Source organism: Pseudonocardia sp. GCM10023141, from assembly GCF_042653605.1.
The window spans coordinates 201,531-223,404 of record NZ_JBHSIR010000068.1; the positions used below are offsets into that span (position 1 = coordinate 201,531).

Here is a 21,874-nt window from a genome sequence, read left to right on the forward strand (position 1 = left end):
TGCCGGAAGGTCAGAAGCTGCCGTTGCGCCGGGAAGCCTTGGGCGCCAACGACTTCAGCAGGCTGTGCATGCTGCGCCCGGTGCGCTCCACGTGCTCGCGCATCAGCGACTCGGCGGCGTCGCCGTCCTGCTCGGCGAGCGCGGCGAGCACGCCGTCGTGCTCCTCCACCGAGAGCCGGTGCCAGGCCGGGCTCTCCGGCAGCAGCGCGAGCAGCGCGTTGAGGTGCAGGCGCGTCTGCTCCAGCGCCGCGAAGACGAAGCGGTTGCCGGTGGCACGGGCGATCGCGAGGTGGAACGCGGTGTCCTCGCGCATGAACTCGGCGTCGTTGGTCGCGTCACCGAGCCGCTGCGCGGCGAGCCGGATCTCCGCGAGCTGCGACTCGGTGCGCAGCCGCGCCGCGATCCGGGCCGCGGCGGGCTCGACGACCATGCGGTACTCGATGGCCTCGCGGATCAGGTCGGCCGACTGGGCCACCTCGAGCACGCGGTAGTCGAGGGTGCCCTCGCGCTTGGACGGCGCGAGCACGAACGACCCGCCGCCGCGCCCGCGCCGCGTCTCGATCAGCCGATCGGCCTCCAGCACGCCGACGGCCAGCTGCACCGTGACGCGCCCGACCCCGAACAGCCGGGCCAGCTCCCGCTCGGGCGGCAGCGCCTCGCCCGGGGCGATGATGCCCAGCCCGATCTGGCGCCGGATCTGCTCGGCGACGTACTCGTGCGCGCGCTGCTGCTCGATCACCCCGAACTGCGGGCGCGGGCCCTCGGACTCGGTCGCGCGGGCCTGTCGTGCTGTCACAGCGCGCCATGATGCCACGTCACGTTGGCGCATTGGACTCGTCTCGACCACGAACCCACCGCATGGCCGACGGTTGCACGGTCAGATCGGGCGGGCACCCGCCCGGATGCGCGCGGCCACCGGACCGAAGTCGTCGATCTCGTCCCAGGCCCACCGGACCATGTGCTTGTCCGTGGCGCGGATGCGGTCCTCGCGCACCTTCTCCCGGTACACGGCGGCTGCCGGATCCTCCCCGGGCAGCAGCAACCGCCCGTACTTGACCTTGCCGTCGAACTCACCGACAGTGCGCAGCTGCGGCCAGTAGAAGTCGACCTGATCACCGCCGACGGCGTTCCACTGCAGGATCGGCGCGGGGAGACCCGCGCGGGCGATCGCGATGCGGCTGCGCGATTCGCCGACGCTCTGGCTGCCCGGGTCGGCGAACGCGAACACCCGCCGCGCAGCCGGCACCCCCGGCCACCGACGCATGCTCGCCAGCACCTCCTGCAGTTCCGCCGGGCTGACGCGGTGCTTGTGCAGCGCCCCGTCGGTCATGGCGACGGCGGTCTCGAAGCCTGCCGACCGGGCGATGTCGGCCAGGGTGCGTCCGATCGACGTGACCGGCGCACCGCCGATCCGGACCACGTCCGACGCGGCGAGCCGCGCCGTGTGGACGTGCACCCGTCCGCCGGGCCGGCTTCCGGAGCGGCCGCGGTGGCGCGTGACGTGCACCCGCCCGAGCGGCAGGCCCCAGATCGGCAGCCGGTGCAGAACGGCGGCGGACACGTGGCTCACGACGGAGTTCTCGGCCAGGTGCTCCAGCTCGGCCTCGAGCAGGAGCAGGTGTCGCGCCTCCGGCTCGCCGGGCGGGGCACCCGGCACGTAGGCGCCGGGCCGGACGACGCTCAGCTCGCCACGCCGTCGCAGGCGACGCAGCTCCTTGTCGGTGTATCCCTCGGTCAGCAGTTCGGGGCGCAGGTACACGGATCGCATGCCGAACAGCATCGACGCCGACGCCCGCCGGCGGGCCCGATCCGCGAATCTCGCGGTCACCCACCCCACCGCGCCAACCAGATGGCCACCGCGCCAACGTCCCGACATCGGCGCGGTGGCCACTACGTCGGCGCCGCCAGCACGCCCCCACCGCGCCAACCAATTCGCCACCGCGCCAACGCCCCGACATCGGCGCGGTGGCCACTACGTCGGCGCCGCCAGCACGCCCCACCGCGCCAACCAGATAGCCACGGCGCCGACGTCCCAGCATCGGCGCGGTGGCCACCACGTTGGCGCCGCCAGAAACGCCCGCCCGGCCCGCACCACCGCGCCAACCAAATCGCCACCGCGCCAACGTCCCGACATCGGCGCGGTGGCCACCACATCGGCGCGGTCGGGCGCTACTCCTGCGTGCTCAGGAAGACGTTCTTGACCTCCGTGAAGGCCGCCACCGCATCCGGGCCCAGCTCGCGCCCCAGCCCCGACTGCTTGAAGCCGCCGAAGGGTGTCCAGTAGCGCACCGACGAGTGCGAGTTGACCGAGAGGTTGCCGGCCTCCACCGCGCGGGAGACGCGCAGCGCGCGGCCGAGGTCGTTGGTCCAGATCGAGCCCGAGAGCCCGTACTCGGTGCTGTTGGCCATCCGGATCGCGTCGGCCTCGTCGGTGAAGCGCACCACCGCGACGACCGGGCCGAAGACCTCGTCGGTGATCAGGGGATCATCGGGTGCGGTCGGGGTGACGACCGTGGGCGGGAACCAGAAGCCGGGCCCCTCCGGCGCGCTGCCGCGGAACGCGACGGGCGCGTCGGCGGGGACGTACGACGACACCGACCGCAGGTGGTGCGCGGAGATCAGCGGGCCCATCTCGGTCTGCTCCGACGCCGGGTCGCCCACCACCACCCCCTTGACGGCAGGCTCGAGCAGCTCCATGAACCGGTCGTAGACGCTGTCCTGCACCAGGATCCGGGAGCTCGCGCAGCAGTCCTGCCCGGCGTTGTCGAACACGCCGTAGGGCGCGGTGGCGGCGGCCCTCTCCAGGTCGGAGTCGGCGAAGACGATGTTGGCGTTCTTGCCTCCGAGCTCGAGCGTCACGCGTTTCACCTGCGCCGCGCAGCCCGCCATGATCTGCTTGCCGACGTCGGTGGAGCCGGTGAAGACGACCTTGCGCACCAGCGGATGCGTCACGAACCGGTTGCCGACCACCGAGCCCTTGCCCGGCAGCACCGTGAACACGCCGTCGGGGAGGCCGGCCTCGCGGGCCAGCTCGCCGAGGCGGACGGCCGTCAGCGGCGTCAGCTCGGCGGGCTTGAGCACGACCGTGTTGCCCGCGGCGAGCGCCGGCGCGAAGCCCCAACCGGCGATCGGCATCGGGAAGTTCCACGGCACGATCACGCCGACGACGCCGAGCGGCTCGTGGAAGGTGATGTTGACCCCGCCCGGCACCGGGATCTGACGTCCGGACAGCCGCTCGGGCGCGGCGGCGTAGTAGTGCAGCACGTCGCGGACGTTGCCGGCCTCCCAGCGCGCGTTGCCGATCGTGTGGCCGGCGTTGCGCACCTCGAGCTGCGCGAGGTTCTCCCGGTCGGCATCCACGGCGTCGGCGAAGCGGCGCAGCAGCCGGGCCCGATCGCCCGGCGCCACCGCGCGCCAGCCCGCGAATGCCGCCTGCGCCGCAGCGATCGCGGCATCGGTCTCCTCGAGCGACGTCAGCGCCACGGACTCGACGACGTCCCCGGTCGCAGGGTTGATCACATCGAAGGCAGTCATGGACGGAATCTAGGCTCTCCCCATGCAGGTACCCGACCTCGGTTCCGCCACCATCCCGCACCTGCAGGAGCTGCGCGACGGCGGCGAGCTCACCGCCGTCGCGCTGACGCTGGCCTACCTGCAGCGCATCGAGGAGCTCGACGACCGGATCCGGGCCGTCATCGCGCTCGACCCCACGGCCTCCGGGCAGGCCGCCGCCAGCGACGCGCGGCACCGGGCCGGCACCCTGCGCGGCCCGCTCGACGGCATCCCGGTGCTGCTCAAGGACAACATCGACACCGCCGACCTGCCCACCACCGCCGGGTCCCGCGCCCTCACCGGCGCCCCGCCCGCCCGCGACGCCGCGCTCGTGACGGTGCTGCACGCCGCAGGGGCCGTCGTGCTCGGCAAGACCAACCTGTCGGAGTGGGCCAACTTCCGCTCCACCCACTCGACGTCGGGCTGGTCGAGCGTGGGCGGGCAGACGGTGAACCCGCACGTGCTCGACCGCTCCCCGTGCGGCTCGTCGTCCGGCTCCGGCGCGGCGGTGGCGGCCGCTCTGTGCCAGGTGGCGATCGGCACCGAGACCGACGGCTCGATCGTCTGCCCGGCCGGGATCAACGGGATCGTCGGGCTCAAGCCGACCCTCGGGCTCGTCGACGGCACCGGCATCGTCCCGCTCAGCGCGGAGCAGGACACGGCCGGACCGATGGCGCGGCACGTGATCGACGCCGCCCTCACCCTCGGCGTGCTGGCCGGTCGCGCCTACCCGATCGGCCCGGATGCGTTGCGCGGCACCAGGATCGGAGTGTGGCGCAAGGCCGGGGCGGACGCCGACGCCGACCGGGTGTTCGCCGCTGCGGTGGACACGGTGGTCGCGCAGGGTGCCACGGTGATCGACGTGGTGCTGCCGTTCGCCCGCGAGATCGACGAGGCCGAGTACCCGGCGATGCTCACCGAGTTCCGCCGCGACCTCGAGCCGTACCTGCGCACCCGGCCCGACGCACCGCAGACCCTTCCCGCACTCATGGCGTTCAACGAGCAGGACCCGGTGGCGCTCGCGCGCTTCGGCCAGGAGCTCTTCGAGCACTCCGCGGCCGCCCCCGACGGCGATGATCCCGACTACCGCAGGCAGCGCGCCACCGTCACGGAGCTGGCCCGGCGCTGCATCGACGAGACGCTCGCCCGGCACGACCTGATCGCGATCATGGCGCCCACCAACGGCCCGGCCTGGGCGATCGACTACGAGGCGGGTGATGCCGGCAGCGTCGGCTCCTCGCGGCCGGCCGCGGTGGCGGGCTACCCGAACATCGCGGTACCGGCCGGAGCGGCCGGGCCACTGCCGATCGGGGTCTCGTTCTTCGCGGGACGCGGCACCGAAGCGACGCTGATCGACCTGGCGGCCGCGTTCGAGGCGGCAACGCGGGCGCGCCGGGAGCCCCGGCTGCTCCCGACGCTGCCATAGGGCCCGCGCTCAGCCCGCCTCGCTCAACCGGCCGAGCCCACCCGATCCTCCAGCACCGCCAGCCGCTCGACGACCGGCGCGAGCTGCCGACGGACCGCGTCGCCCACGAGCGCCTCGACGGACGTCGCGGCCGGCTGCGACTGCCCCTGCTCACGCAGGTGGGAGTAACCGGCCAGCGCGGCGACGACAGCGCGCCGGACGGTCCGGTGCTCGGCACCCTGGGCCCGCAGGAGCGCGCCGGCCTCGCCGTCGGGATCGGCGGTCAGCCCCAGCAACAGGTGCTCGCAGCCGACGAAGTTGTGTCCCAGCGAGATCGACTCCGTGACGGCGGCCTCCAACGCCGCGGCCGCCGCAGCGGTGAGACGGCGGGCTTCGGAGCCCGCCGTCGGCTCTCCACCCCCGGCTCGGCGTAGCTCGACCCGCAGCTGATCGAGGTCGACCTCGACGGCGCGCAGCACGCGGATCGCGAGGTTGGAGCCTTCGGCGAGGATGCCGCCGAGCAGGTCGGTGGTGGCGACGCCCGGGGTGGCGCGGGCGCGCGCCTGCTCCGCGGCGAGTGCCACCACCTTCTGGGCCCGGGCCGTGAAGCGAACGAGCCCGGCGGCCGGGTCGCCGGCGTCGAGATCGGCCGCCGCCACCGCCCGCACCGTCGCGATCTGGCTCACGGCCTGCTCCAGCGCGCGCTGGCAGACGGGTGAGACGGGCACGCCTGCGTCCTTGATCGCGTCGGAGAGCTCGTCGGACACATACACGTTGATCTTCGGCATCGCAGCCTCCTCGTTGGCGTATAACCCCAATCTATACCACCGCCAGAGATTTTTGGGGTTATAGCTAGGTGGTGAAGACCTGAGCGTCGTCGGCGAAGGCCTTGAACTCCAGCGCGTTGCCGGCCGGATCGGCGAGGAACATCGTCCACTGCTCGCCGGGCTGCCCGGCGAAGCGCAGGTAGGGCTCGATGACGAAGGCCGTGCCGAGCTCACGGAGCCGCGCCGCCAGCGCGTGGAACTCCGCCACGCCGAGCAGCAACCCGAAGTGCGGCACCGGGACGTCGTGCCCGTCGACCGGGTTGCTGACCCGCGGCGGCACCGGCGCGAGATGGGTGACGAACTGGTGGCCACGCAGGTTCCAGTCGATCCAGCGGTCCGAACTGCGTCCCCGCTCGCACCCCAGACCCTCGCCGTAGAAGCGGGCGGCGGCGGCCAGATCGTCGACGGGAACGGCGAGGTGGAACCGGGGAAGCTCAGGCATGCCATAATGTTAACATTCAGACATGAGTACATCCGGTATGGCGCCGGCCCGTCGCCGCGGCATGGCCGACGAGATCGCCGACCGGATCCGCGACGCGATCTTCACCGGGATCTACGCCCCGGGCGCGCCGCTGCGCGAGGTCGAACTGGCCACCACGCTCCGGGTCAGCCGCGGACCGGTCCGGGAGGCGCTGCTGCGCCTGGAACGCGAAGGGCTGGTCCACAGCGAGTGGCATCGCGGCACCACGGTCACCACCCTGTCCCCCGCCGACGCCGAGGAGCTCGACAGCCTCCGCGGCGCGCTGGAGGAACTGGCCGTCACCCGGCTCGTCCAGCACGCCGACGACCAGGACCTGCACGCCGTGCAGGCGGCGGCCGACCGGATGGGCGATACGGCCGACCCGCACGCCTCCGTCGCGCTCGATCTCGCGTTCCATGACGCCGTTTACGCGGCCGCCCACCATCGCCGCCTGGAGGCGGCCTGGCAAGCGATCCGCTCACAGGTCCACCTGTTCCTGCTGATCCGCATCGGCGTCAGCGACAAGGGTTACAGCGCGCACGTGACGGCCGAGCACGGCGCGCTCGCCGCGGCTCTGACCAGCCGCGATGCGACGAGGTCACGCCGCCTGTTCGCCGAGCACCGGCAGCACGCGTTCGACATCGTCTCCGGATCTCACCATTCCGGCGGATAGCGACAAATTGTCGAATATGCTATAGTGCATTACGCTCTCGCTATTGTTCGAGAATGAATCCTCTGCGTTATCAGGATGGTCGGACGCCTCTCACCGGCCACCTGGTCGACCGGCACCGCAACCCGGGCCCCGGCGTACTCGTCGTGCACGGCGGCGCCGGCCTCGACGACCACGCCCGCACCCAGGCCGAGCGCATCGCCGACCTCGGCTACGTCGCACTGGCGTGCGACATGTACGGCGACGGCGTCGCGGGCGACCGCGACCGCACCATGGCCGTGATCACCGCGCTCACCAGTGACCCGGCGGCCCTGCGCCGCCGGGCCGGCGCCGGGTTGCGCGCCCTCGTGGCCCACCCTGGCGTCGACGGCCGGATCGCCGCGGTCGGCTACTGCTTCGGCGGCATGACCGTGCTGGAAATGGCCCGCGGCGACACGGCTCTCGCCGGCGTCGCGAGCATCCACGGCAGCCTCGCCGCCCGCCACGGCGGCGCCGCCGCGATTTCGGCGCCCGTCCTCGCCTGCCACGGCGCGCTCGATCCGCACGTCCCGATGGCCGACGTGCTGGCCTTCACCGCCGAGATGAGCGCGGCGGATGCCGACTGGCAACTGCTGGTGCTCGGCGGTGCGCAGCACGGCTTCACCCACACGACCCCGTCGCCCGGCCCGGGCGTCGCCTACGACGCGGTGGCCGACGCGCGGTCGTTCGCGGCACTCGCAGCGTTCCTGGAGGACGTCTTCTCCGAATAGTCGACATCGACTATTCGGTATCGCACAGTCGATCCCGACCAGAGAGGTGGCGACATGACCCGTCGTGCCGTGGGCAACCCGCTGGCGCTCGCCGTGCTGGCCGGCCTGCTCACCGGACCGATGCACCCGTACGAGATGGCGCGCCGGTTCGTCGAGTACGGCAAGGAGCGCGACATCAAACCGGTCTACCAGCAGGCATGGACCGAGACGTTCGGAGGACAGCAGTGAGCATCGAGCACGCAGCGATCATCGGCGCCCTGCCCTGTCCCCCAACGGCCGCAACGCGCTGCGGCAGATCGGCGCCGACGACGTCCTGCTGGAGGACATCCCGACCGTGCGGACGTGGCACCCGCGGGCGCGTCGTCCTCGTCGGCGACGCCGCCCATCCCACCTCGCCCAGCTCGGGCCAGGGTGCGTCGCAGGCGATCGAGAGCTCGCTGGAACTCGCCCGCGCGCTGCGCGATCGCCCGACCGTCGACGGCGCGTTCGCCACCTACGAGTCGACGCGCCGGACCCGCGTCGAGAAGATCATCGCCGGGGGTGCGCGCGTCAACGACGACAAGGCTGCAGGCCCGGTGGCCCGGGTCCTGTGTGACCTGCTACGGCGTCTTCGTGAACCCCGGCGGCACGATGATGTCCGACGGCACGAGGTCGTGGATCGACGCCCGGCCCAGCCCGAGCAGGGCCTCGTCGATGCCGCTGCGCAGGATCTGCAGCACGTTGGCCACGCCCGCTTCGCCATTGGCGGCCATGCCCCACAGGTAGGCGCGGCCCACCAGCACGGCCTTCGCGCCGAGCGCCACGGCCTTGACGACGTCGCCGCCGCGGCGGATGCCGCCGTCGAGCAGCACCTCCACCTGGTCCCCGACGGCCTCGACGACCCCGGGCAGCGCGCGGATCGAGGCCGGCGTGCCGTCGAGGTTGTTGCCGCCGTGGTTGGACACGGAGATCGCGGTGGCTCCCGCATCGACGGCCCGGCGGGCGTCGTCGGGATGCATGATGCCCTTCACCATGAAGGGACCGCCCCACTCCTTGCGGAGCCAGGCGATGTCGTCCCACGTGGGCAGCGGGGTGCCCATCCACTCGCCGTAGGCGCCGAAGAACGTGGGCGCCTGCTCACCGGGGTCGGCGAGGTTGGGCGTGGTGAGATCGGGCAGCGCGCCGCTGCGCAGCCAGTCGGCGAGGTAGCGCGGCCGCGAGAGGCCCTCCGGCGCGAACTTCAGCATCGCCTTGAAGTCGAACTTCTCGGGGATGGCGGGGCTGCCCCAGTCGCGGCGGGTGGCGAACGTCCAGTCGAGCGTGACGATCAGTGCCTGCGCGCCGGCCTTCTTGGCCCGCTCGGCCCTGGCGAGGATCCGCTCCCGGGTGCCCACCCAGTACATCTGGAAGAACGTCTTCGGGTTGGCCGCGGCGACGTCCTCGATCGCCTTGCTGGCGAACGAGCTCAGCCCGATGGCCGTGCCGGCGCCGGCAGCCGCGCGGGCGACTGCCACCTCCCCCTCCGGGTGCACGGCCTGCACGCCCGTCGGGGAGATGATCACCGGGAAGGAGATGTCCTGGCCCAGCACGTGGGTGGACTGGTCACGCGTCTGCGGCAGGTCGGCGATGTGCGGCCGGAACCCCAGCTCACCGAACGCCGCGACGTTGTCGTCGAGCGTGACGCCCGACTCCGAACCCGCCACGAGTGCCAGGTAGACCGACTTCGGCAGCCGCTTCTTCGCCCGCCGCTGCGCCTCCGCGACGGTCTCGAACCACTCCCTGGTGCTGGCCATCGCCATCCTCCCGATCGGCAACCGCAGTCTGCTCGAGCCGCAGCCTAGCGGCCCGGGCGGCAATTGTGGCACTCAGTGCGAAAATCCCGTCGGCGGCCTGCCCGGACGGAGGGGCGCCACCCGGGAGGACGTCCGGGGCCGGCCCCTCGCCGTCCGGACACCCATCGACGCGGAACGGCCATCCCGGGTTCACCGGCCGGGTACCCACAATTCCGGCGAAACCCACTCGCCCACCCCTCGGGGCGCCGCGGTGCGCCCGTCCGGCAATAGCCCGCGAACCACCGGAAGCCCGGCGCCGGGGCGCGCCCGCAGCGCGAGAACCTGGGCACTCGCCGCCGGCACGATCAGCGATCCAGTGGTGATCAGCAATACCCGACACCATTCCGGAAAGCGTCTCGACGCGCCCGGTCAGGCACTTCCCCTTTTCACGGTAGCGCCATGAACGGCGAGCGGAGAATCCCGATTCACCGGATCGGACAGCGGTGCCACTCCCTCGACAGCGCGCTCGATCGGCGCCGCTCCGGGCGGGCGCGACCCGGCCGAACCGGATCCGGACGGCCTGCCGGGCGAGCAGCCCGTCCCGCGCGCAACCGTCGTGGTCCACCGACCGTCACCGACCGTGCACAGCGAGCCCTTCGCACCTCACAGGCCCACCATGAGGTCAGCTGTGAGTCGCCTCTCGCCACGCGCTGTAAGCGACACGCCACACGCTATAGGGGTGTTCCGGCCCCTGCACCACTACATGTAGTCTTCGACGAGTTGATGGCTTCGGTCCCATCCGCTTGGGTAGGACCGGGACAAGTGGGCTTCGGAGCGCATCCGGAACACCTCACAGCGGTGAACGGGAGAGGGTCTCGTCACCGCTTCGGGAGCGGTCGGACGCGCATATCGATCCGCTGCCACCAGCGCGCGCAGCCCACCGATGCGCGTCCGGTCGTCGAGCTCGGACAGCCGAGCCCGCAAGGAGAACACTGTGACCCCTGGAACGGCCCTCACCGATCCGAGTTCGCCCCCCGTCGATAGCGATGCGGATCGAATCCTTTCCGCGACACTTCGCGTGATTCGCCGCGACGGCACCGTCTCGGCATTCGACCCGTCCAAGATCTCCGTCGCGATGACGAAGGCATTCCTCGCTGTCGAGGGTGACGGCGCCGCCGCCTCGTCGCGCATCCACCACGCCGTGACCGAGCTGACCGGGCAGGTGCAGGCCGCGCTGCAGCGCCATGCCGGCCCCGAGACGGCCGTGCACATCGAGCAGATCCAGGACCAGGTCGAGCTGGCGCTGATGCGCGGCGAGCACCACCAGGTCGCCCGCTCCTACGTGCTGTACCGCGACGAGCGCAGCCGGGCCCGCCAGGTGGGGAAGCCTGCCGGTACCAGTAGCGCCCTGCACGTCGTCGGCATCGACGGCACCCGCCGCCCGCTCGACTGGGACCGCGTCACGCACGTGGTCGGTGAGGCCGTTGCGGGCATCGAGGACGTCTCGGCCGAGCCCGTGCTCACCGAGGCCCGGCGCAACCTCTACGACGGCATCAGCGCCGACGAGCTCGCGCTCGCGCAGATCATGGCGGCGCGCACGCTCGTCGAGTCCGAGCCCAACTACTCGTTCGTCAGCGCCCGGCTGCTGCTGGACAAGCTGCGCGGTGAGGCCACGAGCTACCTGGCGGGCACGCCGCGGCTGGTCAGCCACCAGGAGATGGTCACGGAGTACCCCGCGTACTTCCGCAGCTACCTCACGCGCGCCATCGAGCTCGAGCTCGTCGACCCCGCGCTCGCCGAGTTCGACCTCGACCGCGTCACGGCCGCCATCCGCCCCGAGCGCGACCTCGACTTCGGCTTCCTGGGCCTGCAGACGCTCTACGACCGCTACTTCCAGCACGACCACGGCACGCGCTTCGAGCTGCCGCAGGCGTTCTTCCTGCGCGTGGCCATGGGGCTGGCGGTGCGCGAGCGCGACCGCGAGGCCCGCGCCATCGAGTTCTACGAGCTGCTCTCGTCGTTCGACTTCATGGCCTCCACGCCCACGCTGTTCAACTCGGGCACCACCCGCCCGCAGCTGTCGTCGTGCTTCCTCACCACCGTCGACGACGACCTGGACTCGATCTTCCAGGCGTACAAGAACAACGCGCTGCTCGCCAAGTACTCAGGCGGCCTGGGCAACGACTGGACCCCGGTCCGCGGGCTGGGCGCCCACATCAAGGGCACCAACGGCCAGAGCCAGGGCGTCGTCCCGTTCCTGAAGATCGCCAGCGACACGGCCGTGGCGGTCAACCAGGGCGGCAAGCGCAAGGGCGCGGCGTGTGCCTACCTCGAGACGTGGCACATCGACATCGAGGAGTTCCTCGACCTCCGCAAGAACACCGGTGACGACCGGCGCCGCACCCACGACATGAACACGGCCAACTGGGTGCCCGACGAGTTCCTGCGCCGCGTCGAGGCCGACGCCGGCTGGACGCTGTTCTCCCCGGACGAGACGCCCGACCTGCACGACCTCTACGGCACGGCGTTCGCCCGCCGCTACCGCGAGTACGAGGCCGCCGCCGACCGCGGCGAGATCGGCGTCTTCCGCCGGGTCCGCGCGGTCGAGCTGTGGCGCCGGATGCTCACCATGCTCTTCGAGACCGGCCACCCCTGGATCACGTTCAAGGACCCGTGCAACCTGCGCTCGCCGCAGCAGCACGTGGGCGTCGTGCACTCGTCGAACCTGTGCACCGAGATCACGCTGAACACCAGCCCCGGCACCGAGACCGGTGAGGTCGCGGTCTGCAACCTGGGCTCGGTCAACATGCTGGCGCACGTGAACGCGGACGGTCTCGACACCGCGAAGCTGCAGCGCACCGTCACCACGGCGGTGCGGATGCTCGACAACGTGATCGACATCAACTTCTACACGATCCCGGAGGCGCGCCGCTCCAACCTGCGCCACCGCCCGATCGGCCTGGGCCTGATGGGCTTCCAGGACGCGCTGTTCGAGCTGGGCATCCCGATGGCCAGCGACGCGGCCGTCGAGTTCGCCGACCGCAGCATGGAGCACCTGTCCTACTACGCGATCGCGGCCTCCAACGCGCTCGCCGGCGAGCGCGGCCAGTACCAGACGTTCGAGGGCTCGCTCTGGAGCAAGGGCATCCTGCCGATCGACTCCCTCAAGCTGCTGGCCGACGCGCGTCGCGGTGACGCGCTCAACGTCGACTACTCGACCACGCTGGACTGGGAGTCGCTGCGCCAGCGCGTCCGCACCGGCGGGATGCGCAACTCCAACGTGATGGCGATCGCGCCGACGGCCACGATCTCCAACATCTGCGGTGTCGGGCAGTCCATCGAGCCGCTGTTCCGCAACCTGTTCGTCAAGTCGAACATGTCCGGCGACTTCACCGTGATCAACCCCCACCTCGTGCGCAGCCTCAAGGAACGCGGGCTGTGGGACCAGGTCATGGTGTCGGACCTGAAGTACTTCGACGGCAGCCTCGGCGAGATCGACCGCGTCCCGGCCGACCTCAAGGCGCTCTACGCCACCGCGTTCGAGATCGAGAGCCACTGGCTCATCGACTCGGCGTCGCGCCGCCAGAAGTGGATCGACCAGGCGCAGTCGCTCAACCTCTACATCGCCGCCCCGAGCGGTCGCAAGCTCGACGAGCTGTACCGCTACGCCTGGCACGCGGGGCTCAAGACCACGTACTACCTGCGGGCCCAGTCGGCCACGCACGTGGAGAAGAGCACGCTGAAGGGCACCGACGGCAAGCTCAACTCGGTGCAGGCCGCGGTGGCCCCGCCTGCCGTCGCCGCTCCCCCCGCCCCGCCTGCGGTCGTGGCCGCGGTTCCCGCGGTGGTCGCCCCGGTCCCGTCGCCCGCGGCGGCCGTGCCGGTCATGCCGGTGGTTCCCGCACCGGTCGAGCAGGCACCGGTCGCCATGCCGGCGTCGGCGCCCGACGTCGACTTCACCGCCACCGACGGCGCCTCCTGCCGCATCGACGACCCGGACTGCGAGGCCTGCCAGTGACCACCATCGAGAACGCGCTCGACATCGACCCCGCCGAGGTCGGCGAGGACGGCGGCACCGGGCTGGGCGAGATCACCCGTGGTGCCGCCCGGATCGACGCCGACAGCAAGCGCATGATCAACGCGCGGGCCGACGTCAACCAGCTGCTGCCGATGAAGTACCGGTGGGCGTGGGACAAGTACCTCGCGGCGTGCAACAACCACTGGATGCCCACCGAGGTGGCCATGCAGGCCGACATCGCGCTGTGGCGCTCCACCGACGGCCTCACCGAGGACGAGCGGCAGATGCTCAAGCGCAACCTGGGCTTCTTCGCCACGGCGGAGTCGTTGGTGGCCAACAACATCGTGCTCGCGGTGTACCGGCAGATCACCAACCCGGAGTGCCGCCAGTACCTGCTGCGCCAGGCCTTCGAGGAGGCCGTGCACACCCACACGTTCCAGTACATCTGCGAGAGCCTCGGCCTGGAGGAGGGCGAGCTCTTCAACATGTACCGCGAGGTCCCGTCGATCACCGACAAGGACGCGTGGGCGCTGCGCTACACCCGCTCGCTGGAGGACCCGGAGTTCCAGACGGGCACGCCGGAGGCCGACCGCAACTTCCTGCGCGACCTCGTGGCGTTCTACGTGATCTTCGAGGGCATGTGGTTCTACACCGGCTTCGCGCAGATCCTCTCGCTCGGGCGCCGCAACAAGATGGTGGGCATCGCCGAGCAGTACCAGTACATCCTGCGCGACGAGTCGATCCACCTGAACTTCGGCATCGACTGCATCAACCAGATCAAGATCGAGAACCCGCACCTCTGGACGCCGGAGTTCGCCGAGGAGATCCGGACGATGCTGACGGAGGCCTGCGAGCTGGAGGTCGCCTACGCCCGCGACACGATGCCGCGCGGCGTGCTCGGCCTCTCCGCCGAGCTGTGCGAGCAGTACATGCACTTCATCACCGACCGCCGGGCGCAGCAGATCGGGCTCGCCCCGGTCTACGGCGAGCAGGAGAACCCCTTCCCCTGGATGTCGGAGGCGATGGATCTGAAGAAGGAGAAGAACTTCTTCGAGACCCGCGTCATCGAGTACCAGTCGGGTGGGGCGCTGGACTGGGACTGACGCAGGCGACAATGCGCCTATGAGCTCTCCCTCGAACCGGTCCGGCCCCAGGCCGGGCCGGTTCGCGCTCGTTCTGGGCGCGATACTGCTGCTGGTCTTCCTCTTCGTGCTGTTCTGGATCGTGCTGCCGCACTGAGGCGCCCTGCCCCCGCGCCGTCTGCCCCGCGCCGGCCTGCCGGAACTGTCGGGGTAGGCCGGTAGCTTTGCCCTCGACCACTGCGGGACACACCGCGCAGGGTCACGTGGGGGGTCACGTGGAGAGCCGTAGCGTCCTGCGCGTCGTACCGCCGGTGCGGCCGCGCAAGCTGGCCAAGGTCCCGTTCGTCGAGCTGGCGGGCGGGCGGCTGCGCGGGGTGGTGTCGAGCGGATCGGATCCGGCGCGCGTCTACGTGTCGGCGATCGCCGCCGGCACCCACGGGTTCAGCTGCAGCACCAACAACAACCGCCCGTGCGGCGGGCTCGGCGCCACGCTGTGCAACCACCTCCGCACGCTCGTCGACGAGGCGGTGCTGCAGTACGGCCTCGATCGCGTGGCCCGGTACCTGCGGGTGGAGGTGGCCGAGGGCCAGGCCCTCACGGCAGCGCTGCGGGGCCACCGGGAAGCAGCCGACGCGGCCGGGGTGTTCAGCAGCTTCCTGCGCCATCTCACCTACCTGGAGCTCCCCGCCACCACCGAACCGCTGCCCGAGCTGGCCTGGTTTCCCAGCGGAGCCGTTCCGATCATCGACGGGACCGGTCGCTGATGCTCGGCATGCAGCTCGCCGCCCTGCAGGCCGGCCCGCCCGCGCACCTCGACGAGGCACTCGCCGCCGTCACCGGCTTCGACGATGCGCTGGAACACGGCTTCGCCCGCCTCGGACCGCAGCGGGGGGCCGCCCTCGACGCGCTGGCAGCGGCCACGGCCGGCACCGCGCTCGGGCCTGCCGCGGCCGAGGCCGCGGCGAAGGTCGCCGTGGGCACGCCTGCCGACACCCACCTCGCAGCGCTCGCCGGTGCCCGCACCGCGCTGTTCGGCGCCGCCCACGACGCGCTGTTGGAGCGGCTCGACGCCGCTCTCGGCCGGGAGCGCGCCGTGGCCGCCCCAGCACCGACCCCGGCACCGGCACCGGAGGGCGAGCACCTGCTGCTGGGTGGTTGCCGCGCCTGGCTGCACGAGGTGGCCACCGCAGGCTGGCGCGGGGTCGACCACGACCTCGTCGCCGCGTCCGAGCAGGTGGTGGCCGCGCTGCTCGCCGCCCCGGCCCGGCGTCGGCTGGGGGTGCTGATCGACGGGCTCGCCGCGGAGCTGCGGGCATGCAGCCCGGTCGTCGCGATGGACGAGGTGCCGGCACGCCGGTGGGCCGATCTGTGGGCGCGGGCGCTGCTGCTGGCGCATGCGCCGGTTGCCCCCGAGTCCGCCGCAACCGTGTCAGGCCGGCTGTTCGTGCTCGGCGTCGACGTCCACGAGCACGCCACGGCCGTGCAGGTACAGGTCCACGCCGTGCTCGACGGCAACGGCCCGCCGCGGCTGGTGCGCGCGAGCATCGCGGCGGCGAAGGTCGACACGATCGTCGGGCCCGCGGTCTGGCGGCTGCTGCAGCGCTTCCCGGTGCTGCTCGCGGCGCTCGCACAACACCGCAGCGCCACGCTCACCGACATGCCGTTGCTGCCGAGTGGCGATCTGCTGTGGCAGGAGCAACGGGCCGCGCTCGGTGAGCCTGCCGAGCCGTTCACCACGGCTCGGGTGCTGTTGCCCGATGCCACGGCCACCGCCGCCCCGCCGCTGGATCGCCATCCCGTCGGCATCGCCGAGCCCGTGCTCGTCGAGGGCTACACCGCCGCCCCGGCCACCGACTCCCCTGCCACCGACTCCCCTCCCACGCTGACGCTCGACAGGAGCACGATCGAGATCGACATGTCCCGGTTGCCCACCTGCGGCCCGCTCACGCCGGGGCTGGTCACGGCGTCGAGCGCGTGTCTCGGGTTGCTGCGCTGGGACGGCCGGTGGCTGCTGCAGCCGCTCGCCGTGCAAGCCACCGTCAAACGCAAGCCCGTCGAGGCCCACACCGGCGACTGGGCGCTCGGCCCCACCGATCCCAAGGTCGTCAAGGCCGAGGCCAGGGCCGGTGACGCCGTGGCGGTGCTGCGCGAACGGGCCGGACGGCTGCTGCGATGACCGGCCCCGAGTTGTCCGGAGCTGCGATGTCAGTAGCTGCGAGCAGCCGCCGGCAGGCCCTCTACTGGCACCTGCTGGCCAGGGTCTTCGACCCCGACGAGCAGCCCACGCTGGAGGCGGCGAGCGTCGCGATCGTCGACGATCTCGGGTTGCCACCCGCGCTGCTCGATCCGCAGGTGTCGGTCGACAACCTGGTGCAGCGCTTCCCCGAGCTCGGCCCGGCCTTCGCCACACCGGCAGGCGACGATCCGGTCCGCACCGCGGCGCTCGTGTCGAAGCTGCTGCAGAGCGTGTTCGCCACCGGCACGGGCAGCGTCACCACCACGCAGCTGGCCGACTGGCAGCAGGACGCCGCGCGGCTGGGCGCGGCGCTGGGCAGCGAGTCGGAGCTGGCGAAGCCGCTGGCCGAGATCGAGGGCGAGCTGGTGCGGCGGATGCGGCTGCGCGAGGTGCTGGCCGATCCCACGCTCGCGCGGCGGCTCACGCCGAGCATGTCGCTCATCGAGCAGCTGCTGCGCGACAAGTCCAACCTGTCGGGGGTGGCACTGGCCAACGCGAAAGCGCTGATCCGCCGGTTCGTCGACGAGGTGGCCGCGGTGCTGCGCACGCAGGTGCAGCAGACGAGTGCGGGCACGATCGACCGCACGGTGGCTCCCAAGCGGGTGTTCCGCAACCTCGATCTCGATCGCACGATCTGGAAGAACCTCGTCAACTACAGCCCCGAGCACGAGCGGCTCTACGTCGACAAGCTCTTCTACCGCCACACGGCCCGGCGCACCGCTCCGGCGCGGATGATCGTGGTGGTCGACCAGTCGGGTTCGATGGTCGACTCGATGGTCAACTGCACGATCCTGGCGTCGGTCTTCGCCGGACTCCCGAAGGTCGACGTGCACCTGATCGCGTTCGACACCCGCGCCGTCGATCTCACCCCCTGGGTGCACGACCCGTTCGAGGTGTTGCTGCGCACCAACCTCGGCGGCGGCAACGACGGTCCGGTCGCACTGGACATGGCCCGCCCGAAGATCAGCGATCCGCGCAACACCGTGCTGGTGTGGATCTCCGACTTCTACGAGTTCGGCCGCTCCCAGGCGCTCTTCGACGGCATCGAGGCCGTGCACCGCTGCGGGGTCAGGTTCATCCCGGTCGGCTCGGTCAACAGCTCCGGCCACCAGAGCGTCGAACCCTGGTTCCGCAGGCGCTTCAAGGAGATGGGCACGCCCGTGATCTCCGGCCACATCCGCAAGCTCGTGTTCGAGCTCAAGAACTTCCTCGCCTAGGAGACCCGTGACCAGCCCCGTACTGCGCGCCCCGGCAGAACTGAAGTACGCAGAGGAGCTCGACTGGCTCGAATCGGTCGACGACGCGCCCAAACCGTTCTCGTGGCGCCTGAGCCCCAGGATGGTGCGGCTGTTCGTGCTCGGCTCCGAGCGTTCCGACGGCCTGGAGCGGGAGATCCCGCAGAAGTGGTTCGGCGATCGCAGCTTCGTGGAGCGCAGCATCGTCACCCTCGCCAGCGACCGCGGCCTGCTGCTGATCGGCGATCCGGGCACCGGCAAGAGCTGGCTCGCCGAGCTGCTGTCGGCGGCGATCAGCCGCAACTCCACGCTGGTGGTGCAGGGCACCGCCGGCACCACCGAGGATCACATCAAGTACTCGTGGAACGTCTCGATGGTGATCGCCAAGGGGCAGTCGCGGCAGTCGATGATCCCGTCGCCGATCATGACGGCGATGGAGCAGGGCTCGATCGGACGCTTCGAGGAGCTCACCCGGTCCACGAGCGACGTCCAGGACGCGCTGATCTCCATCCTGTCGGAGAAGTACGTGTCCATCCCCGAGCTCGACGAGGACAACATCGTCTTCGCCAGGCCGGGGTTCTCGATCATCGCCACGGCCAACAGCCGCGATCGGGGCGTCAACGACCTGTCCTCGGCACTGAAACGGCGCTTCAACTTCGTGCGGATCCCGATCGTCACCAACAAGCGCAGCGAGTCGGAGATCGTGCGGTTCCGCACCGTCGAGCTCCTGCGCCGCCACCGGATCGAGCTGGAGGTGCCACCCACCCTGCTCGACATCCTGCTGCAGAGCTTCGCCGATCTGCGGGCCGCCGCGGCCGCAGCCAGCAGCGACGACGAGCGGCTCGAGTCGGCGCTGTCCACCGCCGAGCAGATCGGCGTGTTGGAGGACGCCATCCTGCACAGCCAGTTCTTCGGCGACCGCACGTTGCGCGCGGCCACACTGGCCGGTTCGCTGGTGGGTTCGCTCGCCCGGCGCAGCCCGGAGGATCTGGCCATCCTCAACAAGTTCTGGCACGGCGTGGTCGAGCCGCGCAGCAAGCAGGACGAGGGCGGTCCGTGGACGGAGTTCCTCCACGGCGGCCGCGAGGCGATCGCCACGCTCTCGTGACGCCGCCGCTGTTCGACGCGCTGCGCGAGCAACTGCTCGGTGCCGCCGCGGCGTTCGGCGAGGGTCCGGCCGCGGAGATCCTCGCCGGCATGGTCGACGACGTCGACCGCGCGCTGAGCGAGGAGCTGGAGATCTTCCCGGTCTGCCACCACTCGCCCGCCTCGGCGCTGGCCATGGTGCGGCGGCTGCGGGAGAAGCAACCGAAGGTCATCTACCTGGAGCTGTGCGAGGATCTCCGGCCGCTGCTCGACGAGCTGCGCCACTGCCGGCTCCCGGTGGCGTTGCAGGCGTTCGCCGGTGAGGTCTCGGGGTTTCCCGCCGAGCTGGCGCCGCTCAGCGTCGTCGCGCCCATCACCGAGTCCTCGGCGGAGTACCAGGCCATCGCCTACGCCCTCGAGACGCCCGGCGTCGAGATCGTGCTGGTGGACCGCTCCGTCGACCATGTCTTCCAGTGGAGCCCAGAAGTCGGCAGCACAGAGGTCGGTCCAGGAGTCGACCCCGACGCGGGCAGCGACATGGGCAGCGACACCGGTTTCCACGGCGACGCGGTCGGTGTCGAGATCGGTGACCTGCGACCCGGTTTCGCCGAGCTGGAGGAGCACCTGCTGCACCACGGCAAGGTCCGGCACTGGTCGGAGTGGTGGGATCAGTACGTCGAGCAGCCACTGGCGGGGGCGGATCACCACACCTACCGGCAGGTCATGGTGCTGATCGGCAGCCTGTTCCGGCGTCTCGGCGGCCCTCGGCGCCCCACCGAGGCGGGCGACGAGCAGCGCGAGCGCCACATGTGGACGCGCATTCGGGAGCACCTCGCCACGTCCGGGGCCGACCCGGCGCAGTGCCTCCACGTCTGCGGCGCCTACCACGCCGCGAGCCGCGTCGAGCAGTTCGGCCTGGGCGGCGCGAGCGACTACGTGATCACCCCGCGCACCGCCACCCGCTGGCAGTACGGGCTCATCCCGTCGAGCCACTCGGCCATCGAGGCGCAGTTCGGGCTGGCGCCGGGGTCGGTCTCGATCGCCTCGGGCACGTGGGCCAAGGCCGTCGCCCGCGCGGGCGCCACCCCGTTCCGGCTCGCGGGGCAGCAGGGCGCTCGCCCGAAGCGCGTGCGGGCCCCGGTAGCGGCGGCCCCGGCCACCGATCGGCTCTCCGGGTTCCTGCAGGAGGCTCCCGCCCTCGATGCGCTCGACGAGGCCGAGCTGCTGGGCTGGTGCGTCGACATCGTGGCGCTGGCCCGGCACAGCGGCTACCTGGCCAGCACGGCCGACGCCATCGCGATCTTCGAGACGTCGATCCTGCTGGCGGGGATGCGCAACCGCTCGCGGCCCACGCCCTACGACTTCCAGGACGCCGCGATCACGTGCATCGAGAAGGAGACCGTTCCCGGCCGCCGCGACGTGCGCAGGCTCTGCGAGATCATGCTCGGCGGCGATCGGGTCGGCACGGTCGGCTACGCGTCGCTCCCGCCACTGGCTCGCGACGTGCTCGACCGGCTCGCTCCGCTCGGGCTCCCGCTGGAGAAGCGCGTGATCCACCGGGCGCTGCTGGATCTGCAGGCGCACCCGGAGCTGCGGCCGTGCTCGCACCTGCTGTGGATCCTGCGCCGGTTGCTGCCCGCCGACGCCGTGCGACCGATCATGGGGTCGCGCCGGCTGGGCGAGTCGTCGATCCAGGAGAGCTGGGACATCGCGATCGGACGCCACCAGCGGGCTCTCGTCGAGCTCGGGTACGAGGGCGTCACGCTCGAACAGGTGCTGGAGCGGCGGCTGCGGCAGGCCGTGTTCGGGCCGCAGGCCACCGCGGCCGGCGCGCTCGACGCCGTCGAGGATGCGCTCGTGTTGCTGGGCAGCAGGCGCTTCACCGACGAGCTGGGCGCGCGTGCGGTCGAGCTGCTCACCGCGGAGCGCAGCGTCGCCGGCGCACCCGAGGTGCTGCGGCGGATCCGCAAGCTGCTGGCGCACTACCGGGCCACGGAGGCGGAGCTGCCGCCGTGGTGCACGGCGTTCGTCGTGGCGGGTTACGCCCACTACTGCACGCTGCTGCCCACGGCGTTCGTCGACGACGACAGCGGCGTGCGGCAGGTCGCCGCCATGCTCGGGTTCCTGTTCGGCATGGAGAGCCTCGCGGTGTCGCTGGGGTGCGAGCGCTCCCAGCTCGAGATCGCCGTGGCGCAGTCGCACCCGGAGACCCCCGCCAAGGTGGCGCTGCTCTGGGTGGCGCGCACGCAGCTCGGGGTCATGGCCCTGGCGGAGCTGCGGTCGCGGTGCCGGGAGCTGCTCGCCAACCCGCTCGTCGTCCCGGCCCTCCCGCAGTACCTCAGCGGGTTCGTGCTGGCGCTGGAGCCGGTGCCGGCGCTGGCACCGATCGTGGTGGAGCTGATGTCGTCGGCGTTCGCGACGCTGCCCGACACCGTGCTGCTCCCCTGGCTGCCCACGCTGATCATGACGCTGCGCGAGCATGCGCGGGAGCTGGTTCCCGTGCTGGTGCGGGAGGCGGGCCGCACGTTCCCGGCCGGGCTCGCCGCCCTCGACGCGTGGGTGCCGCCGTGGGAGGCGCCCACCCCGGCACCGCGGCCGTCCGGACCGGCGCCGGATCCCGCGTCGGGGCTGCTGGCCGTCCACCCGGCGGTGGCGGCGGCGGTGGCCGGCCTGCTCGGCTACGCGTCCGCGCCGGTTCCCGCCGGTGGTGGTGCCGGTGCGCTGCTCACGCGCCACCCCGACACCGCCGACGCCGTGGCGGAGGTGGTCATGCGCTGAGGCGGTCCCGAGGCGCTGCGTTGTG

At 71.6% G+C, this 21,874-nt stretch carries 17 protein-coding genes and 1 pseudogene; 12 read left to right on the plus strand and 6 right to left on the minus strand.

Going from position 1 to position 21,874, the window contains the following annotated elements; genetic code table 11:
• Nucleotides 1-10: 10 nt before the first annotated feature.
• The 3 genes from ACFPFQ_RS40325 to ACFPFQ_RS40335 all read right to left on the minus strand — a co-directional run bounded on the left by ACFPFQ_RS40325 (nt 11) and on the right by ACFPFQ_RS40335 (nt 3,534).
• Nucleotides 11-796: a FadR/GntR family transcriptional regulator gene (locus ACFPFQ_RS40325; protein WP_379628528.1), complete on the minus strand. Its 786-nt coding sequence runs from the start codon at nt 794-796 to the stop codon at nt 11-13.
• A gap of 81 nt (nt 797-877) precedes the next feature.
• On the minus strand, nt 878-1,828 hold the full coding sequence (locus ACFPFQ_RS40330; protein ID WP_379628529.1) for a hypothetical protein: 951 nt from the start codon (nt 1,826-1,828) through the stop codon (nt 878-880).
• Nucleotides 1,829-2,169: 341 nt separating this feature from the next.
• Complete coding sequence (locus ACFPFQ_RS40335) at nt 2,170-3,534, minus strand: aldehyde dehydrogenase family protein (protein WP_379628530.1); 1,365 nt, start codon at nt 3,532-3,534, stop codon at nt 2,170-2,172.
• A gap of 22 nt (nt 3,535-3,556) precedes the next feature.
• Here ACFPFQ_RS40335 and ACFPFQ_RS40340 point away from each other — a divergent pair, with 22 nt between their 5' ends.
• Nucleotides 3,557-4,978: an amidase gene (locus ACFPFQ_RS40340; RefSeq protein ID WP_379628531.1), complete on the plus strand. Its 1,422-nt coding sequence runs from the start codon at nt 3,557-3,559 to the stop codon at nt 4,976-4,978.
• A gap of 23 nt (nt 4,979-5,001) precedes the next feature.
• Here ACFPFQ_RS40340 and ACFPFQ_RS40345 read toward each other — a convergent pair whose 3' ends face one another.
• Both ACFPFQ_RS40345 and ACFPFQ_RS40350 read right to left on the minus strand, forming a co-directional pair.
• Entirely contained in the window at nt 5,002-5,745 is a 744-nt protein-coding gene (locus tag ACFPFQ_RS40345; protein WP_379628532.1) for a Clp protease N-terminal domain-containing protein, read from the minus strand.
• A gap of 64 nt (nt 5,746-5,809) precedes the next feature.
• Complete coding sequence (locus ACFPFQ_RS40350) at nt 5,810-6,226, minus strand: VOC family protein (RefSeq protein ID WP_379628533.1); 417 nt, start codon at nt 6,224-6,226, stop codon at nt 5,810-5,812.
• A 22-nt stretch (nt 6,227-6,248) separates the two neighbouring features.
• On the opposite strand from ACFPFQ_RS40350, the gene ACFPFQ_RS40355 reads away from it, so the two are divergent.
• The 4 genes and pseudogenes from ACFPFQ_RS40355 to ACFPFQ_RS40370 all read left to right on the plus strand — a co-directional run.
• Nucleotides 6,249-6,917: a GntR family transcriptional regulator gene (locus ACFPFQ_RS40355; protein WP_379628534.1), complete on the plus strand. Its 669-nt coding sequence runs from the start codon at nt 6,249-6,251 to the stop codon at nt 6,915-6,917.
• A 53-nt stretch (nt 6,918-6,970) separates the two neighbouring features.
• On the plus strand, nt 6,971-7,663 hold the full coding sequence (locus ACFPFQ_RS40360) for a dienelactone hydrolase family protein (RefSeq protein WP_379628535.1): 693 nt from the start codon (nt 6,971-6,973) through the stop codon (nt 7,661-7,663).
• Between the two features lie 54 nt (nt 7,664-7,717).
• Nucleotides 7,718-7,891 (plus strand): hypothetical protein, encoded by a 174-nt coding sequence (locus tag ACFPFQ_RS40365; RefSeq protein ID WP_379628536.1) that lies wholly within the window; start codon nt 7,718-7,720, stop codon nt 7,889-7,891.
• Nucleotides 7,861-8,136, plus strand: a pseudogene (locus ACFPFQ_RS40370) (FAD-dependent oxidoreductase); the annotation flags it as partial. The gene ACFPFQ_RS40365 and the pseudogene ACFPFQ_RS40370, both read left to right, overlap by 31 nt.
• Before the next feature lie 126 nt (nt 8,137-8,262).
• On the opposite strand, the gene mftD reads toward ACFPFQ_RS40370, so the two are convergent.
• Nucleotides 8,263-9,435 carry a pre-mycofactocin synthase MftD gene (gene mftD / locus ACFPFQ_RS40375; RefSeq protein WP_379628537.1) on the minus strand — a complete coding sequence of 391 codons (1,173 nt, stop codon included), beginning with the start codon at nt 9,433-9,435 and terminating at the stop codon, nt 8,263-8,265.
• A 1,057-nt stretch (nt 9,436-10,492) separates the two neighbouring features.
• On the opposite strand from mftD, the gene ACFPFQ_RS40380 reads away from it, so the two are divergent.
• The 7 genes from ACFPFQ_RS40380 to ACFPFQ_RS40410 all read left to right on the plus strand — a co-directional run bounded on the left by ACFPFQ_RS40380 (nt 10,493) and on the right by ACFPFQ_RS40410 (nt 21,849).
• Complete coding sequence (locus tag ACFPFQ_RS40380; protein ID WP_379628538.1) at nt 10,493-13,432, plus strand: ribonucleoside-diphosphate reductase subunit alpha; 2,940 nt, start codon at nt 10,493-10,495, stop codon at nt 13,430-13,432.
• 5 nt (nt 13,433-13,437) lie between these two features.
• Nucleotides 13,438-14,535, plus strand: coding sequence for a ribonucleotide-diphosphate reductase subunit beta (locus ACFPFQ_RS40385; protein ID WP_379628633.1), 1,098 nt, complete (start codon nt 13,438-13,440; stop codon nt 14,533-14,535).
• A 254-nt stretch (nt 14,536-14,789) separates the two neighbouring features.
• Entirely contained in the window at nt 14,790-15,278 is a 489-nt protein-coding gene (locus tag ACFPFQ_RS40390) for a hypothetical protein (RefSeq protein ID WP_379628539.1), read from the plus strand.
• The gene (locus ACFPFQ_RS40395) at nt 15,278-16,690 is read left to right on the plus strand and encodes a hypothetical protein (protein WP_379628540.1); all 1,413 of its coding nucleotides are present in this window, start codon (nt 15,278-15,280) and stop codon (nt 16,688-16,690) included. Before ACFPFQ_RS40390 ends, ACFPFQ_RS40395 begins: the two co-directional genes overlap by 1 nt.
• Before the next feature lie 26 nt (nt 16,691-16,716).
• Nucleotides 16,717-17,967, plus strand: a complete 1,251-nt coding sequence (locus ACFPFQ_RS40400; RefSeq protein WP_379628541.1) for a vWA domain-containing protein — start codon at nt 16,717-16,719, stop codon at nt 17,965-17,967.
• Nucleotides 17,968-17,974: 7 nt separating this feature from the next.
• On the plus strand, nt 17,975-19,093 hold the full coding sequence (locus ACFPFQ_RS40405) for an ATP-binding protein (protein ID WP_379628542.1): 1,119 nt from the start codon (nt 17,975-17,977) through the stop codon (nt 19,091-19,093).
• Nucleotides 19,090-21,849 (plus strand): hypothetical protein, encoded by a 2,760-nt coding sequence (locus ACFPFQ_RS40410; RefSeq protein WP_379628543.1) that lies wholly within the window; start codon nt 19,090-19,092, stop codon nt 21,847-21,849. Before ACFPFQ_RS40405 ends, ACFPFQ_RS40410 begins: the two co-directional genes overlap by 4 nt.
• Nucleotides 21,850-21,874 lie beyond the last annotated feature (25 nt).

Excerpts from the sequence above, each read along its gene's own strand:
- ACFPFQ_RS40335 (WP_379628530.1), bottom strand. The coding sequence starts at position 3,534 with ATGACTGCCTTCGATGTGATCAACCCTGCGACCGGGGACGTCGTCGAG.
- ACFPFQ_RS40340 (WP_379628531.1), top strand. The coding sequence starts at position 3,557 with ATGCAGGTACCCGACCTCGGTTCCGCCACCATCCCGCACCTGCAGGAG.
- ACFPFQ_RS40345 (WP_379628532.1), bottom strand. The coding sequence starts at position 5,745 with ATGCCGAAGATCAACGTGTATGTGTCCGACGAGCTCTCCGACGCGATC.
- ACFPFQ_RS40350 (WP_379628533.1), bottom strand. The coding sequence starts at position 6,226 with ATGCCTGAGCTTCCCCGGTTCCACCTCGCCGTTCCCGTCGACGATCTG.
- ACFPFQ_RS40355 (WP_379628534.1), top strand. The coding sequence starts at position 6,249 with ATGAGTACATCCGGTATGGCGCCGGCCCGTCGCCGCGGCATGGCCGAC.
- ACFPFQ_RS40360 (WP_379628535.1), top strand. The coding sequence starts at position 6,971 with ATGAATCCTCTGCGTTATCAGGATGGTCGGACGCCTCTCACCGGCCAC.
- ACFPFQ_RS40365 (WP_379628536.1), top strand. The coding sequence starts at position 7,718 with ATGACCCGTCGTGCCGTGGGCAACCCGCTGGCGCTCGCCGTGCTGGCC.
- mftD (WP_379628537.1), bottom strand. The coding sequence starts at position 9,435 with ATGGCCAGCACCAGGGAGTGGTTCGAGACCGTCGCGGAGGCGCAGCGG.
- ACFPFQ_RS40395 (WP_379628540.1), top strand. The coding sequence starts at position 15,278 with ATGCTCGGCATGCAGCTCGCCGCCCTGCAGGCCGGCCCGCCCGCGCAC.
- ACFPFQ_RS40400 (WP_379628541.1), top strand. The coding sequence starts at position 16,717 with ATGTCAGTAGCTGCGAGCAGCCGCCGGCAGGCCCTCTACTGGCACCTG.